This is a genomic window from Halomonas mongoliensis (genome assembly GCF_052496345.1).
Window position 1 is genome coordinate 579,141 of record NZ_CP199288.1, and the last position, 14,898, is coordinate 594,038.

Here is a 14,898-nt window from a genome sequence, read left to right on the forward strand (position 1 = left end):
CCGTCACTTCACCTCGACCTTGCGCCGGCTGGCCTGCTTCAGCTTGGGCAGGGTCAGCTCGAGGATGCCGTTCTTGAAGCTTGCCTCTGCCCTGTCGGCGTCGATGTCGCTGGGCAGCGCTACGGTGCGGCTGAAGGAGCCGCTGGAGATCTCCGAGCGGAAGAACTCGCCCTGCTCCTCCTTCTTCTCCTGACGATGCTCGCCCTTGACGGTGACGCTGCGGTCGGTGACCGAGACCTCGAGATCCTCGCGCTCGAAGCCGGGGACCTCCGCGCGCACCACCACCTCGGCGTCGCGCTCGATGACATCGACCTTAGGCACCCCCTTCTCGAAGGCGGCGAAGCGCTCCCACAGCGGGTGGTCCCAGCGCAGCGACGGCATGCCGCCCCGCCCGAGGAAGCTGTCGAAGAAACGCTCGAACTCCTGGAAGGGACTCACCTCCCGGGACTCGGACTGGGTGGAGGGGGAAGTATCCTTGGACTTCTTGGCCATGGTGGCACTCTCCTGTAGCGGAACGACAACCTCTGACGAACGGCAGTCACTGCGAACGCAGGCACCTAGCCGCAACAGGTAGACTAGTCCAGGTCGACTCCTTTGCCTTGATAGATGTCAACCGCCAATGGGGCTCACCCGCAGGCTTCAAGCCACTGTCGAGGACGGGCCAGGGCCCTCCCCCGCTACTCCCAGCGCCAGCCCTGTCGTTGCCACCAGGCTCGGGCCAGGGCGAGGTTCTCGGCGTTGTAGCGCGGGTCCAGCACGCTGCCAAGCTCAAGGGTATCGCCGCCGGTGGCGGTCATCAGCGCCGGGTCCTGGGAGGCAAGCATCATGGCATAGAGCACCAGCATCAGCTCATACTCGTCCGGGGTGTCGAGCCGCGAGGCCAGGGCAGGGATGGCGGGCTCGCCGATCTGCCCGAGCCGCTCCGCGGCGATATACCAGGGGCGCGGGTGCTCCTGCCCGCCATAGCGGGTAACGAAGCGGCGGTCCGGCAGGCGGCTGATGTAGTAGTGGACCTCGTCCTCCACGCCATGAAACAGCGGCGGCAGCCAGTACTGCTCCTCCCTTCCGACCCCGGGCACCACCACCTCCGGGGGCGGCGTGACCTCAGGTTTCGGGGCGGGTGGCGCCGGCGGGGAGCCGGCACAGCCTCCCAGCAACAGCACACTCAGCCCGAGGGGCAATATCACCGACACCCTTGACCACATGCCTGACTCTCCTTCTCGCTCGAGGCCCACCGATGGGCCAGGAGGCTCAGCATAGCCTGGCCTGGCCGGTCGCGGGAGTGGCAATCGAGGACGCCTCGGACAGACCGCAGCCGCCCGGAATGGTAAGCTCCGGAACGATGATCTCACCCTGAAACGAGAGAGAACGCGATGAGCGATACCCCCTGGACCGAGCCCATGCCCGAGCCGCAGTTCGCGCTGATGCGGCGCATCCTCGCCGCTCCGAGCCCCGTGGGCCTGGAGGCGGCCATGACCTATGGCGTGCTCAAACCCCACTTCGAGAGCTTCGCCCCCGCGGACTGGCAGCTGCACCAGTTCAAGGGCCATGCGGGCGTGGTGCTGGATACCCACCCGGGCCGCGACGACCTCTTCAAGGTGATGGTGATCGGCCACGCCGACAAGATCCGCATGCAGGTGCGCTCCATCGGCGAGGACGGCAAGGTCTGGATCAACACCGACGCTTTCCTGCCCAACGTGCTGATCGGCCATGAGGTCACGCTGTTCAGCGAGGACCCCGAGGCGCCCGGCAGCTACCGGCGCATCGAGGGCGGCACCGTGGAGGCCCTGGGCGCCATCCACTTCTCCGACCCGGCCCAGCGCGACGGCAGCAAGGGCATCAAGAAGGAGCAGATCTACCTGGACCTGCAGATCCACGGCGAGAACAAGAAGCAGCAGGTGGAGAACCTGGGCGTGCGTCCGGGCGATTCCATCCTCTTCAACCGTCCCATTCGCCACGGCTTCAGCCCGGACACCTTCTATGGCGCCTACCTGGACAACGGCCTGGGCTGCTTCGTTACCGCCGAGGTGGCGCGGCTGATCGCCGAGGCGGGCGGCACCGAGCAGGTCAGGGTGATGTTCGCCATCGCCAGCTACGAGGAGATCGGCCGCTTCGGCAGCCGGGTGCTGGCCGGCGAGCTCCGGCCCGACGCCATCATCGCCGTGGACGTGAACCATGACTATGTGGCGGCCCCGGGCATCGGCGACCGTCGCATGCAGCCGCTGGAGATGGGCAAGGGCTTCACCCTCTCGGTGGGCGCCATCGCCAGCGAGCAGCTCAACCGGATCATCGAGACCACCGCCCGGGAGCACAGCATTCCCATGCAGCGGGATATCGTCGGCGCCGATACCGGCACCGACGGCATGGCCGGCGTGCTGGCCGCCGTGGACTGCGTGGCCACCTCCATCGGCTTCCCGATCCGCAACATGCACACCATCTCGGAAACGGGCAACACCCGGGACGTGACGGCGGCGATCCACGCCATCACCCGCAGCCTCCAGGCTCTGGACACCCTGCCCGACCCCCACCGGGAGTTCCTGGACCACCACCCCCGCCTGGACGAGGCCGCCCCCCTTGCCCACCGGGGCGGTGACAAGCCGGACACCGACGTCGACTAAGCGCCGCGCCACGGGGCCCCGCGGGTGCGACGTGCTGCGTCTACGGGGCCCCTCGTTTCGGGCATCACTCATGCCGTCGCGGAATGATGTCGCCGACGCATGGGACTTGCTACAACAGAATCCGAATCTGCTCTCGCTTCGCCGACTGCCTGGCTATGATGGGCGCCACACACACCAAGCCAATGTGAGCGCCATGAAATCCTTCCTCGTCGACGTCTTCGCCCTCCACTCCCGCGGTCAGGAGATGCACCTCGGCGGCGGCCTCTTCCATGCTTCCAGCGCCAGTGAAGCCGAGGGCATGGCCAGTGAAGAGTTCTGGATCGAAGAGCTGACCGACCGCGGCTTCGAGATCGGCTTTCGCACCGATACCCCGGAGCGAGGCCAACAGGTGATGTCCCTGGAGCGCCTGCGGGCCGCCAGCGGGACCGCCCTCTACGCCTGACGGCGGCAGCGCCACTCGCCGGGCGGGTGGCCAACGACAACGCCAGCGGGGCACGAGAGACGCTCTCGTGCCCCGCTGGCGTTTCAGGATCGACAGGACGCCGGGGCGACTCAGCCGGCCAGCACCTCATCAAGCGCTTGGGCCAACACCGGCGCCATGGCGATGGCGTTGCTGTCGTGGGCGATGCAGTCGGTGCTCCACACCTCCCCCACCCCGGCAGCATGAATCACCGCCAGGGCATCTCCGGCAAAGAGGGCGTGGGTCAGCGCCAGGTCCACCGAAAGCGCCCCCGCAGCCAGCAGGGCCTCGGCGGCACGGGCCACGGTATGGCCGGAGCTCGCCACGTCATCCATCAGGACCACTCGCCGTCCAGCCACCTCGACATCGGGCAGCGCTATCTCCACGTCGCGATCGCCATGGCGCACCTTGCGACAGGTCGCATGGTCGAGCCCGGTCAGCTCGGCGGCCTGGGCGACCCACTGCAGCGCCTCCTCGTCGGGGCCCAGCAGCAGCGCCTCGGGGCGCTTTCCGGCGATCAGCTCGGCCAGCCGCGGCGCACCGGAGAGGGCGATGGCGTGATCGAGGGGAATCGCCTGCTCCAGGCGTTCGATGCGGTGCAGGTGGGGGTCCACGGTGATCACCGCATCGAAGAGCTCGGCCAGGAAGCCGCCGATGATGGTCTGGCTGACGATCTCGCCGGGATGGAAGGCGATATCCTGGCGCATATAGGCCAGGTAGGGCGCCACCAGCACCAGGCGCGCCACGCCCAGGCGACGGGCGTGCCGCGCCAGCAGCAGCAGCTCGACCAGCTTGTCGTTGGGGCGGTCCAGGCTGCGGTAGAGCACCAGGGTGGCGGGCACCTGCCGCTCGTCGCCAAGTGGCAGGGTCAGCTTGAGCTCGGCGTCGGGGAAGCGGTGGCGTTCCACCGCCAGGGCCGGCAGCCGGCAGGCGTCGGCCAGGCGCCGCGCCGGCCCGGCCTCGTCGGAAAAATGGAGCAGGGCGGCATCCATGTCACATCTCCACGTTGAGTCGGGTCAGCTCGTCGCGATGACCCAGGGTAAAGCCGCTGTCGCGCTCGCTGGACTGGTGGGCCAGCGCCAGCTCGTTGCGGAAGGCAGCATAGACCGTATAGAGCGGCTGCCCGGCCTTCACCTCGTCCCCGATGCGGGCAGCCAGGTCGACACCCGCACCGGCGGCCTTGGGCGCACCGGCCAGCCTGGCGATCCGCGCCAGCTTGAGGTTGTCGATACCGATCACCACGCCATCTTCCGGCGCCACCACCTCGAAGGCGTGAGGCGCCAGGGGCGGTTTGTCCGGGTCGAAGGGCCTGGCCCCCTGGGCCTCGATGATCGCCTGCATGCGCTCCAGGGCGCGCCCGGAGTCGAGGATGTCTCGAGCGATGCCGAAGCCGTCGCCGCCGCGCACGTCCGGGTCGAACTCCAGCATACGCCCGGCCAGGCGCAGGGACTTCTGACGCAGGTCCATGGGGGCGTCCGGGTGGTTGGTGAGCACCCGCATCACATCCCGGGCCTCCAGTACCGGGCCGATGCCGCGACCGATGGGCTGGCTACCGTCGGTGATCACCACGTCCAGGGTCAATCCCATGCGCGCGGCGACGAACTCGAACAGCTTGCGCAGGCGGCGCGCCTCGGGCATGGAGCGCACCTTGGCATGGGGCCCCACCGGGATATCCAGCAGCAGGTGGGTCGAGCCGGCGGCCACCTTCTTGGAGAGGATCGAGGCCACCATCTGGCCCGGGGAGTCGATGGAGAGCGGCCGCTCCACCGAAATCAGCACGTCGTCGGCCGGGGAGAGCTGGCTGGTACCGCCCCAGGCCAGGCAGCCGCGATGGGTCCGCACGATCTTCTCGAGCTCATCGAAGGGCAGGTCGACATTGGCCAGCATCTCCATGGTGTCGGAGGTACCCGCCGGCGAAGTGATCGCCCGGGAAGAGGTCTTGGGACAGAGCAGGCCGTGGGCGGCCACGATGGGTACCACCAGCATGGAGGTGCGGTTTCCGGGGATGCCGCCGATGCAGTGCTTGTCCACTACCGGATGCTCGTGCCAATCGAGGCGGCGCCCGACGCGGCACATGGCATCGCTGAGGTAATAGATCTCCTCGCGGTCCATCTCGCCCAGGTCGCAGGCCACCACGAAGGCGGTCAGTTCGATCTTGGAGTAGCGCAGCTCGGCGATGTCCTGAACGATCGCCCGGAAATCATCCCGAGTCAGCCGCTCGCCGTTGATCTTGCGGTGCAGCGCCGGAATCGAGGCCGGCGGCTCGGCCTGGAAGACGCTGACCGGCTGCCCCTCCTCGACGCCCAGGGACTCGAAGGCGTCCTCGGAGAGGCCAAGCTGCTGGCAGTCGACGATGGCGGGGTCATCCACCACGTTGAGACTGGCCAAAATGCGCTGACCGTTGGCGCGCACCTCCACCTTGGAGAGGGCCTGAAAGCCCTCGGCGCGATAGAGGTCGCAGTCGCGATGCAGGTAGGCCACGTTCTCGCGGTAGGTATCGATGCCCACGCGCTTGAGCGAGAGCGGCGAGAGGGCGTCGTCCATGGTGGCCTGGGGGCGGGATCGAGTCATGGGGCTCTTCCGTGAAGCGAGGCGGCGGCGGGAGTGCCCGGAGCCGCGCACAAGAGGGATAGCGCCCATGGTATCAGCCGGTCACACAGGCGTCATGACGTCCCCTGCCGACCCAGGGCCCCTGCCTGCCGACCAAGTGGCGATGCCAGACCGAGCCGTTCCGGTGTAGGCTGGGTCAGGCTCAAGCCGAAAACGAGGGAGTGACAATGCGATTGGCAATCATGGGCAGCGGCGGCGTTGGCGGCTACTTTGGCGCCCGCCTGGCCGAGGCCGGACAGGATGTGACCTTTATCGCCCGCGGCGAGCACCTGGCACAGATGCGCCGCCATGGCCTCAAGGTCTCGAGCATCGAGGGCGACCTCCACCTGCCCGAGGTCAAGGCCACCGATGAGCCCGCGGAGGTGGGCGCGGTGGATGCCGTGCTGGTGGCGGTCAAGTCCTGGCAGGTGGCCGAGGCGGCGCGGGCCATCCGTCCGATGATCGGCCCGGATACCTTCGTGGTGCCCCTGGAGAACGGCGTGGAGGCCGCCGATACCCTGGCCGACCGGCTGGGCCAGGCCCACGTGCTGGATGGTCTCTGCGGCATCCTCGCCTGGCGGCAGGCGCCCGGCCATATCCGCCACGCCGGCGTGTCGCCCTTCGTGCGCTTCGGCGAGCGCGACAATCGCCGCAGCAAGCGGGCGGAGCGCCTCAAAGCGGCCTTCGACCAGGCCAGGGGCGTCACGGCAGAGATTCCCGACGATATCCAGGTGGCGGTGTGGAGCAAGTTCCTGTTCATCTGCGCCATGAGCGGCATCGGCAGCGTGACCCGCGCCCCCATCGGCGTGACCCGCTCCCTCCCCGAGACCCGGGCCATGATCGAGCAGATCCTGGCCGAGATCGAGGCGGTGGCCCGGGCCCGTAGCGTGGCGCTGCCGGCGGACGCCGTGGAGCGCGCCATGCGCTTCATCGATGCCCTGCCCGAGGCGAGCACCGCTTCCATGCAGCGCGACATCATGGCCGGCCTGCCCTCGGAGCTGGAGTCCCAGAACGGCGCCGTGGTGCGACTGGGCCGCGAGGCCGCCGTGGCCACGCCGGTCAACGCCATGATCCACGCCACCCTGCTGCCCCAGGAGCAGGCAGCGCGCCAACCCGGCTCATAGCCGGGAGCTGGCCTCAGGGCAGCCGTCCCTCCCGGGCCAGGCGGCGCCTGACCCAGCCATCGTAGAGCCTGCGAAGGGCCGGCTTGAGTCCCGGGAGGCCGATCAGCCAGGCCAGGGGCCTCAGGCGGGGAACGCGGCGCATCAGGAGGATATAGGCATCGATGCCCTCCCTGATGCGCCCGCCCTCCTCCTCCACATGCAGCGAGAGCAGCGCCGCCCTGGGGTCGACGCCCTTCTCACGCAACATCTCCTGATGTGCGGTCACGTCGCACCATTGCACCCCCTCCCCCAGCTCGCCGGCCCAGCGCTCGTAGCGGGCACGATCCCGCCGACAGCCGGGGCAGACAGCGTCGTAGTAGACCCTGAGAAGCGGCGACCGGGGCACGCCGGCGTCACCCACGCTGATAGGTACCCACCAGGCGGTTCATGCCGAGCAGATGAGGTTCGACCTTCACCAGCAGATCGTGGATCTTGAGCCCCTCGGGCAGGTCGTCGGTGGGCTTGTCCAGGGCCAGTATCCAGAAATAGTAGCGATGCACGCCGTGTCCCTCCGGCGGCATGGGGCCGCCATAGCCCAGCTTGCCGAAGTCGTTCTTGCCTCGAGTACCGACCCGGGTCGCCTCCTCGAGGCTAGAGACGGAGGCCGGGATGTTGTAGAGCACCCAGTGCACGAAGCCATAGGTGCCGTTCTGTACCAGAGGGGCGTCCGGGTCGTGGCAGATCAGGGCAAACCCCTTGGTGCCCTCCGGGGCCTCCTGCCACACCAGCGCCGGCGAGATATCCTCGCCTTCACCGGTATGACGGGTGGGGATACCGCTGCCGTCATCGAAGGCAGGGCTGGTCACACGCATGCTCGACAGGGCGAATGCCATCGTTGATCCTCCTGATTAATGCAAGAAAATGCCGATTCAGCGTGGGAAAAAGCCGAGGAGCTGTCAACATGAACAAGCGCTTGCTGATCGTCGCCCATGCCCCCTCCCCCAATACCCTGGCGCTGCGCGAGGCCGCCGAACGCGGCGCGCGGCACCCGGAGGTCGCCGGCGTGGAGGTCATCGTCAAGGCGCCGCTCGATGCCGACCCCGAGGATGTCCGCGACTGCGATGCCATCCTGCTGGGGACCACCGAGAACCTGGGCTACATGAGCGGAGCGCTCAAGGACTTCTTCGACCGCTGCTACTATCCGCTGCTGGAGGAGAAACAGGGCCTTCCCTGCGCGCTCTATATCCGCGCCGGACAGGATGGCACCGGCACTCGCCGCGCCGTGAAGAGCATCGTGACAGGGCTTCGCTGGAGGTGGGTGCAGGAGCCCCTCACCCTGCGCGGCGATTGGCAGGAGGCCTTCGTCGAGCAGGTGGAGGAGCTGGGGCTTTACCTGGCGGCCGGGCTCGAAGCGGGTATTCTGTAGCCGGTGGCAGCCAGGCAGAGCCAGGGACGGTCGGTTCGCCTTAGTGGCATGAGCCGCAGCAGACGCCGGGTTCGCCGTGCTTGCCGCTCTTCTCCCCCTCGGTGCCGGCCGCCGCTTCGACACTGGTCTCTGAGGCCGTTGCCGGCGCAGGCTCGAAGGTCTGCACGACCTGGCCTTCCTCCGCTGTGCTGTCTTCTGTCTTGTCTTTCTTGAGCAGGCTATTGAGCAGTCCCATGGGCGTTACCTCGCAGTGGCCACTTTAAGAAGTAAAAAAAATGCATCTTATTGGGCGCCGAATGAATCGTCAACGGCCCAATGAAAACGGCCCTCTCCCGAGGGAGAGGGCCGTTGGTCCTGACAGCCGCTTACTTCAGGCGTTCGAACACCGTGGCCACGCCCTGGCCCATGCCGATGCACATGGTGGCAAGCCCCAGGGTGGTGTCGCGCTGCTGCATCACGTTGAGCAGGGTGGTGCAGATCCGTGAGCCCGAGCAGCCCAGCGGGTGGCCGAGTGCGATGGCCCCGCCGTTGAGATTGACCTTGTCCTCCATGGCGTCGAGCAGGCCAAGGTCCTTGAGCACCGGCAGGCCCTGGGCAGCGAAGGCCTCGTTGAGTTCCACGGTCTGGATGTCATCGGTGGTGAGGCCGGCGGCCTTGAGCGCCTTCTTCGAGGCCGGCACCGGGCCGTAGCCCATGATGGAGGCGTCACAGCCCGCCACGCCGGTGGAGAGCACCCGGGCGATGGGCTCGAGGCCCAGGGCCTGGGCCCGCTCATAGCTCATCACCGCCATGGCGGAGGCGCCTACGGAGAGCGCCGAGGAGGTGCCGGCGGTGACGGTACCGCCTCTCGGGTCGAAGACCGGCTTGAGCTCGGCCATCTTCTCGAGGCTGGCATCGGCGCGGATCACCTCGTCGCGCTGGACCAGCTGACGGAAACCGTTGGCGTCGTGCCCCTCCACGCCGACGATCTCGTTGTCGAAGTAGCCCTTCTCCATGGCGGCCTGGGCGCGCTGGTGGGAGCGCACGCCGAACTTGTCCTGCTCCTCCCGGGAGATGCCGTGCATCTTGCCCAGGAGCTCTGCGGTCAGGCCCATCATCATCGCCGCCTTGGCGGCATGCTTGCTGGCCGCGGGGTTGACGTCGACGCCATGAGCCATCGGCACGTGCTCCATATGCTCCACGCCGCCGATGACGTAGAAGTCACCCATGCCCGCCTTGATGTTGGCGGCGGCGATATGCAGCGCGGTCATGGAGGAGCCGCACAGGCGGTTGACGGTCTGGGCCGGCACGCTACGCGGAATCCCGGTCATGATCGCCGCGTTGCGAGCGATATTCATGGACTGCTCGAGGGTCTGGTTGACGCAGCCCCAGATCACGTCGTCGACTTCGCTGGGGTCGAGGCCGGCGTTGCGGGTAAACAGCGCCTGCATCACCGCCGCGGAGAGGTTTTCGGCACGCACGTGGCGGAAGGCGCCGTTCTTGGCCTTGGCCATGGCAGTACGCACGCCGTCGACCACCACGATATCTCTCGGGTTCAAACTCATCTCTTGCTTCTCCTGTTCGTCGCGGTGGTATCAGCTCTGGGCCGGGGCAGCGTAGAAGGTCTCGCCGGCAGCGGCCATCTCGCGCAGCTTCTCGGTGGGGGCGTAGAGCGGCCCCAGCTCCTCGGCCAGGCCGTCCGCCAGCTTGACGAAGGCCGCCACGCCCATGGCATCGATATAGCGCAGGGCGCCGCCGCGGAAGGGGGGGAAGCCGATGCCGTAGATCAGCGCCATGTCCGCCTCGGCGGGGCTTGCCACGATGCCGTCCTCCAGGCAGCGTACGGTCTCCAGGCAGAGCGGCACCATCATGCGACTGATGATCTCCTCGTCGGAGAACTCGCGGTTCTCCCTCGCCACGCCGCGTACCAGCTCGATGGCCGCCTCGTCGCGCACCTTCTTCGGCTTGCCCTTGCGATCCTCCTCGTAGGCGTAGAACCCCCTGGCGTTCTTCTGGCCCAGGCGGTCGTTCTCGAACATCGCCTGGATGGCGCTCTTCTCGCCATTGCCACCCAGGCTGCCCATCCGCTCCGGGAAGCCCTCGGCCATCACCTCGCCGGCGTGCACGGCGGTGTCCATGCCTACCACGTCGAGGAGGTAGGCGGGCCCCATGGGCCAGCCGAACTTCTCCATGACCTTGTCGACCCGCTGGAAGTCGGCGCCCTGCGCCATCAGCTGGCTGAAGCCGCCGAAGTAGGGGAAGAGCACGCGGTTGACCAGAAAGCCCGGGCAGTCGTTGACCACGATGGGAGTCTTGCCCATGGCCCGAGCGTAGGCCACGGTGGCCGCCACGGCGGCATCAGAGGTCTTCTCGCCGCGGATCACCTCCACCAGGGGCATGCGGTGCACCGGGTTGAAGAAGTGCATGCCGCAGAAGTTCTCGGGACGCTTGAGGTTCTCGGCCAGGCGGTTGATGGAGATGGTGGAGGTGTTGGAGGTGAGGATGGTCTCCTCACCGACCAGGCCTTCCACCTCGGTGAGCACCGCCTCCTTGACCTTGGGGTTCTCGACCACCGCCTCGACCACCAGGTCCACGCTGCCGAAGTCGCCGTAGGAGAGGGTCGGGCGGATGTTGACCAGCTTCTCCGCCATCTTCTCGGTGGTCAGCTTCTTGCGCTCCACCTGCTTGGCGAACAGCTTGCGCGCCTCCTTGAGCCCCAGCTGGATCGCCTCCTCCTTGATGTCCTTCATCAGGATCGGCGTGCCCTTGGAGGCGCTCTGGTAGGCGATCCCGCCGCCCATGATGCCGGCGCCGAGCACGGCGGTCTGCTTGACCGGACGCGCCTGCTTCTCGTACTGGCCGCCCTTCTTCTTGACCACCTGGTCGTTCATGAACAGGCCCACCAGGTTGAAGGCCACGTCGGTCATGGCCAGCTTGGCGAAGGCCTTGGCCTCGATGGCCTGGGCCCGGGCGCGCTCTTCGCCGGCCCCCTTCTGGATCACCTTGATCGCCTCGACGGGCGCGGGATAGTGCGGCCCCGCCTTGCCGGCTACGTAGCCCTTGGCGGTCTCGAAGGCCATCATCTGCTCGATGGGGTTCAGCTTGAGCGGCTGCTTCTTCTCCTCGCGGCGAGCCAGGTAGTCCAGCTCGCCGGCGTTGGCCCGGGCCAGGATATCCCGAGCGGCGGCCTCGAGCTGCTCGGCCGGCACCACGGCATCGACCGCGCCGACCTTGAGGGCAGCATCGGCCTTGTTCTGGGTGCCACCGGCGATCCACTCGATGGCATTGTCGGCGCCGATCATACGCGGCAGGCGCACACAGCCGCCCCAGCCGGGCAGGATGCCAAGCTTGGTCTCGGGCAGGCCGATCTGGGCCGTCTCGCTCATGACCCGGAAGTCGGTGGTCAGCAGCACCTCGCAGCCGCCGCCCAGGGCCAGGCCGTTGATGGCGGTGACGGTGGGAAAGGGAAGGTCCTCGATGGCGTTGAAGATCTCATGGACCCGCATCAGCATCGACTCCAGGAAGTCGCCTCCCTTGCCGAACATGCCCTGGAACTCGGTGATGTCGGCACCGACGATGAAGGCTTCCTTGGCGCTGGCCAGTACCAGCCCCTTGAGGCCGCTTTCCGCCTGCAGCGCCTTGATCGCCTCCTCCAGCTCGGTGACTACCGCACTGGAGAGCTTGTTGACCGACTCGTCCTGCAGGTCGAAGGTGAGCGTGGCGATATCGCCGTCGCCGCGCTGCACCGTGATGGCATTGCCCTGATAGATCATCCGCGAATCTCCCGATTTCATACGGCCGTTTGAATGCGCACAGCTTGGTTCACCAACGCCGCGTCGTCAAGCCCCACTGACGTCTACCTCGTCTCCTCCCTCTTGCCGCCGGAGACTGATAAACTTTTCCGATGCCACTCCACAGGGTAGCCATCTCCCATGTCCTCTTCCTCTCCGGCTCCCGGCAGCCGGCCGGGCAGCGCGCGACTCAGCGCACTGCAGGCGCGGGTCGAGCGCCTGGTGGCGCGCCTGCGTCCCTGGAGCTGGCTCTGGCCTCCCATCGCCTTCGCCGCTGGCCTGGGCAGCTTCTTCCTGGTGGAGCGCCAGCAGTGGCTGGGCGCCCTGCTAGCCCTGGGCATGCTGGCAACCTGGCTGCTGCTGCTCTCCGAGAGCCTGCTCGGCCGGCTGCTGGCCCGACGCGGCTACCCCACCCTGCCCCACGGGGTCACCCTCTTCATCGCCCAGATGATCCACCAGGAGACCCTGTTCTTCACGCTGCCCTTCCTGCTGGCCACCACCGTCTGGAGCAGCGGCCAGGCACTCTTTACCCTGCTGCTGATCGGCATGGCGATCTTCTCCATCGTCGACCCCCTCTACTACCGGGTGGCGGACCGCCTCCGCTGGCTCTACCTCGCCTTCCACGCTCAGTGCGTTTTCCTGGTGGTGCTGGTCACCCTGCCGATCATGCTGCAGCTCACCACGGCGGAGAGCCTGAAGCTGGCGCTGGCCGCCATGCTGCTGTTCAGTCTGCCGAGCCTGCTGCACCTGACGGCCGGGCAGCGCGGCCGACGCTGGGTGATGATGCTGACCCTGCTACCGCTGCTGGCCGGCCTGGCCTGGACGGGGCGCATCTGGGTACCGCCGGCCAACCTCTGGCTCGGCAGCGCCGCCCTCTCCCCCGCCTTCGACGTGGAGGCGCGCGCCCCCCGGGGCGAGCTTCCGCTGACCCCGGAGGCGCTGGCCGCAAGCGGGCTCTACGCCTACACGGCGATCCGCGCCCCGCGGGGGCTCCGGGAGGAGGTCTTTCATGTCTGGCGCCATGAGGGGGAGGAGGTCGACCGCATCCCGCTGACCATCGAGGGCGGCCGGGAGGCGGGCTATCGGGCCTGGAGCCACAAGCAGAACTTTCCGAGCCGGCCCGAGGGACGCTGGCGAATCGATGTGATGACCGATGGCGGCCAGCGGATCGGGGTACTGCGCTTCCGCGTCGCCGAGGACGAGCACGCCACCCTGGCGGACGGTAGCGAGCTGCTGAGGGGGATCCAGGGGCTGCGCCGACTGGTGCCCGGCTCACGGGAGGGAGAGTGAAACTATAAGCCGGCTTGCATTCCACGCTGGGGGTTCACAGAATCGAGCCAAACTTCTGGAACCCTGTGCCCATGTACGAGAATATCGGTTTTCAACTTAGCCGCCTGCCGAGACTCTGGCGCGCCATCATCGACGAGCGCCTCGCCCCCCTGGGTCTGACCCAGACCCGCTGGGTGACGCTCTACCACCTGTGGCGGCTCGGCGACGGCCAGCCCCAGTGCGACCTGGCCCGAGCGATCGGCGTGGAGGCCCCCTCCCTGGTGCGCACCCTGGACCAGCTCTCCCGCCAGGGCCTGGTGGAGCGCCGCCCCTGTGACCAGGACCGGCGCACCAAACGGGTCTTTCTCACCGCCGAGGCCACCCCCCTGCTGGAACGCATCGACGCCGTGGTGCGTGACGCTCGCCGGGAGATGTTCGAGGGGCTGAGCGAGCAGGATCTGACCACTCTCTCCGAGCTGCTCTCCCGCATCGAGAATAACGGCCTGGCCATCCAGGCCAGGGACGCCGAGGCGCAGGACTAGCCCCCAGGGGGCTGCCCGAAGGGCACCGTCACGGCGCCGTCGTCCGGTCGCCCGGCCAGGCCGTCGCGCAGCGCCACGAAGTCCTCGAGGTAGGTAGAGAAGCGCGGAAAGTCCTGGGACTCCCACCACCAGAGGCTCAGGGCGTGGCGATGGGACTCCACCACCAGGGCATCCTGGGGGAGGCGCTCCAGCAGCCCCTTGAGCCGGTCCTCCAGCGCCTCGGGCAGTGGCCGCAGCGGCTCCCTCCGCCAGCGCCAGCCGTGCACGAAGGGCTTGAGCGCCGAGCTGGCGTGGTCGTCGCGCACCAGCACGAAGTCGGGCCCGGGCCGCTCCTGAGGATAGCGCCAGCGGTAGGCCGGCATGGCCGTCTGGATACCGTGCAGCGGGGGCTTCTCCAGCTTGACCACAAGGCCGGTCTTGAGGGCGGCGTTGCGCAGCGCCGAGATGCGGCGCTGCCTGGGGCTGGGCTTGAGCCACATCACCGGCGAGGCCACCAGCAGCACGGCAAAGAGGATGAACAGCCAGGTCATCGTTGTCTCCAGATCGGTTTGATGCGTGATTCTTGATACACGTCGTTGTCTTGCCGGGTCAGGCGGCCTAGAGTGAAGGCATCTGCCGACTCTGCCAACTCGCAAGGAGCCTCCCCATGAGCAACGAGTACCGTCATATCCTGGTCGCCGTGGACCTGACCAAGGATTCCCACAAGGTGCTGGAGCGTGCCGCCCAGATCGCCGAGCGTAACCAGAACGCCAAGCTCTCCATCATGCACACCCTGGAACCCCTGGGTTTCGCCTACGGCGGCGATATCCCCATGGACCTCACCAGCATCCAGGACCAGCTCGACGAGCACGCCAAGCAGCGTCTGGCAGAGATCGCCGACGACCGCGTCCCCCGGGAGAACCAGCATGTGCTGGTGGGCATGCCCGACACCGAGATCCACCGCTTCGCCGAGGAGAACGACGTGGACCTGATCGTGGTGGGCTCCCACGGCCGCCACGGCTTCGCCCTGCTGCTCGGCTCCACCTCCACAGGCGTGCTCCACGGCGCCCAGTGCGATGTCCTCGCCGTGCGCGTGGGTAAGAAGGGCGAGAAGAGCGCCGAGTAACGGAAACACTGATTGT

Annotated in this window: 17 protein-coding genes; 7 read left to right on the plus strand and 10 right to left on the minus strand. The window is 67.6% G+C overall.

Annotated elements, in window-relative coordinates; genetic code table 11:
- Nucleotides 1-3: 3 nt before the first annotated feature.
- Both ACRYRV_RS02680 and ACRYRV_RS02685 read right to left on the minus strand, forming a co-directional pair.
- The gene (locus ACRYRV_RS02680; protein ID WP_444986127.1) at nt 4-492 is read right to left on the minus strand and encodes an Hsp20/alpha crystallin family protein; all 489 of its coding nucleotides are present in this window, start codon (nt 490-492) and stop codon (nt 4-6) included.
- A 185-nt stretch (nt 493-677) separates the two neighbouring features.
- Complete coding sequence (locus ACRYRV_RS02685) at nt 678-1,205, minus strand: hypothetical protein (RefSeq protein ID WP_444986125.1); 528 nt, start codon at nt 1,203-1,205, stop codon at nt 678-680.
- A gap of 168 nt (nt 1,206-1,373) precedes the next feature.
- Here ACRYRV_RS02685 and ACRYRV_RS02690 point away from each other — a divergent pair, with 168 nt between their 5' ends.
- On the plus strand, nt 1,374-2,618 hold the full coding sequence (locus tag ACRYRV_RS02690; protein ID WP_444986123.1) for a M20/M25/M40 family metallo-hydrolase: 1,245 nt from the start codon (nt 1,374-1,376) through the stop codon (nt 2,616-2,618).
- Nucleotides 2,619-2,811: 193 nt separating this feature from the next.
- Complete coding sequence (locus ACRYRV_RS02695) at nt 2,812-3,060, plus strand: hypothetical protein (protein WP_444986121.1); 249 nt, start codon at nt 2,812-2,814, stop codon at nt 3,058-3,060.
- 110 nt (nt 3,061-3,170) lie between these two features.
- Here ACRYRV_RS02695 and ACRYRV_RS02700 read toward each other — a convergent pair whose 3' ends face one another.
- The gene (locus ACRYRV_RS02700; protein ID WP_444986119.1) at nt 3,171-4,070 is read right to left on the minus strand and encodes a ribose-phosphate diphosphokinase; all 900 of its coding nucleotides are present in this window, start codon (nt 4,068-4,070) and stop codon (nt 3,171-3,173) included.
- A 1-nt stretch (nt 4,071) separates the two neighbouring features.
- A complete protein-coding gene (locus ACRYRV_RS02705; RefSeq protein WP_444986117.1) occupies nt 4,072-5,649 on the minus strand; it encodes a thymidine phosphorylase family protein in 1,578 nt (525 codons plus the stop codon).
- 206 nt (nt 5,650-5,855) lie between these two features.
- Here ACRYRV_RS02705 and ACRYRV_RS02710 point away from each other — a divergent pair, with 206 nt between their 5' ends.
- Nucleotides 5,856-6,791 (plus strand): 2-dehydropantoate 2-reductase, encoded by a 936-nt coding sequence (locus tag ACRYRV_RS02710; RefSeq protein WP_444986115.1) that lies wholly within the window; start codon nt 5,856-5,858, stop codon nt 6,789-6,791.
- A gap of 13 nt (nt 6,792-6,804) precedes the next feature.
- Here ACRYRV_RS02710 and ACRYRV_RS02715 read toward each other — a convergent pair whose 3' ends face one another.
- The gene (locus ACRYRV_RS02715; protein ID WP_444986113.1) at nt 6,805-7,191 is read right to left on the minus strand and encodes a thiol-disulfide oxidoreductase DCC family protein; all 387 of its coding nucleotides are present in this window, start codon (nt 7,189-7,191) and stop codon (nt 6,805-6,807) included.
- On the minus strand, nt 7,184-7,663 hold the full coding sequence (locus ACRYRV_RS02720; protein ID WP_444986111.1) for a YbhB/YbcL family Raf kinase inhibitor-like protein: 480 nt from the start codon (nt 7,661-7,663) through the stop codon (nt 7,184-7,186). The genes ACRYRV_RS02715 and ACRYRV_RS02720 overlap by 8 nt, the downstream gene beginning before the upstream one ends.
- A gap of 68 nt (nt 7,664-7,731) precedes the next feature.
- Between ACRYRV_RS02720 and ACRYRV_RS02725 the strand changes: the two genes are divergently transcribed.
- Nucleotides 7,732-8,196: a flavodoxin family protein gene (locus tag ACRYRV_RS02725; protein WP_444986109.1), complete on the plus strand. Its 465-nt coding sequence runs from the start codon at nt 7,732-7,734 to the stop codon at nt 8,194-8,196.
- A gap of 40 nt (nt 8,197-8,236) precedes the next feature.
- Here ACRYRV_RS02725 and ACRYRV_RS02730 read toward each other — a convergent pair whose 3' ends face one another.
- The 3 genes from ACRYRV_RS02730 to fadB all read right to left on the minus strand — a co-directional run bounded on the left by ACRYRV_RS02730 (nt 8,237) and on the right by fadB (nt 11,948).
- Nucleotides 8,237-8,431, minus strand: coding sequence for a CCGSCS motif protein (locus ACRYRV_RS02730; protein WP_444986107.1), 195 nt, complete (start codon nt 8,429-8,431; stop codon nt 8,237-8,239).
- 130 nt (nt 8,432-8,561) lie between these two features.
- Nucleotides 8,562-9,740 carry an acetyl-CoA C-acyltransferase FadA gene (fadA, locus tag ACRYRV_RS02735; protein WP_309637430.1) on the minus strand — a complete coding sequence of 393 codons (1,179 nt, stop codon included), beginning with the start codon at nt 9,738-9,740 and terminating at the stop codon, nt 8,562-8,564.
- A 30-nt stretch (nt 9,741-9,770) separates the two neighbouring features.
- Nucleotides 9,771-11,948, minus strand: a complete 2,178-nt coding sequence (gene fadB, locus ACRYRV_RS02740; protein WP_444986105.1) for a fatty acid oxidation complex subunit alpha FadB — start codon at nt 11,946-11,948, stop codon at nt 9,771-9,773.
- Nucleotides 11,949-12,107: 159 nt separating this feature from the next.
- On the opposite strand from fadB, the gene ACRYRV_RS02745 reads away from it, so the two are divergent.
- Together ACRYRV_RS02745 and slyA are read left to right on the plus strand one after the other, a co-directional pair.
- Nucleotides 12,108-13,256: a DUF5924 family protein gene (locus ACRYRV_RS02745; RefSeq protein WP_444986103.1), complete on the plus strand. Its 1,149-nt coding sequence runs from the start codon at nt 12,108-12,110 to the stop codon at nt 13,254-13,256.
- 71 nt (nt 13,257-13,327) lie between these two features.
- Complete coding sequence (gene slyA, locus ACRYRV_RS02750; RefSeq protein ID WP_444986101.1) at nt 13,328-13,777, plus strand: transcriptional regulator SlyA; 450 nt, start codon at nt 13,328-13,330, stop codon at nt 13,775-13,777.
- Here the strand turns inward: slyA and ACRYRV_RS02755 are convergent.
- Nucleotides 13,774-14,307 carry a preprotein translocase subunit YajC gene (locus tag ACRYRV_RS02755; RefSeq protein WP_253450587.1) on the minus strand — a complete coding sequence of 178 codons (534 nt, stop codon included), beginning with the start codon at nt 14,305-14,307 and terminating at the stop codon, nt 13,774-13,776. The two genes, slyA and ACRYRV_RS02755, sit on opposite strands and share 4 nt — an antisense overlap.
- A 116-nt stretch (nt 14,308-14,423) precedes the next feature.
- Here ACRYRV_RS02755 and ACRYRV_RS02760 point away from each other — a divergent pair, with 116 nt between their 5' ends.
- Nucleotides 14,424-14,882: a universal stress protein gene (locus ACRYRV_RS02760; RefSeq protein ID WP_253450584.1), complete on the plus strand. Its 459-nt coding sequence runs from the start codon at nt 14,424-14,426 to the stop codon at nt 14,880-14,882.
- Nucleotides 14,883-14,898 lie beyond the last annotated feature (16 nt).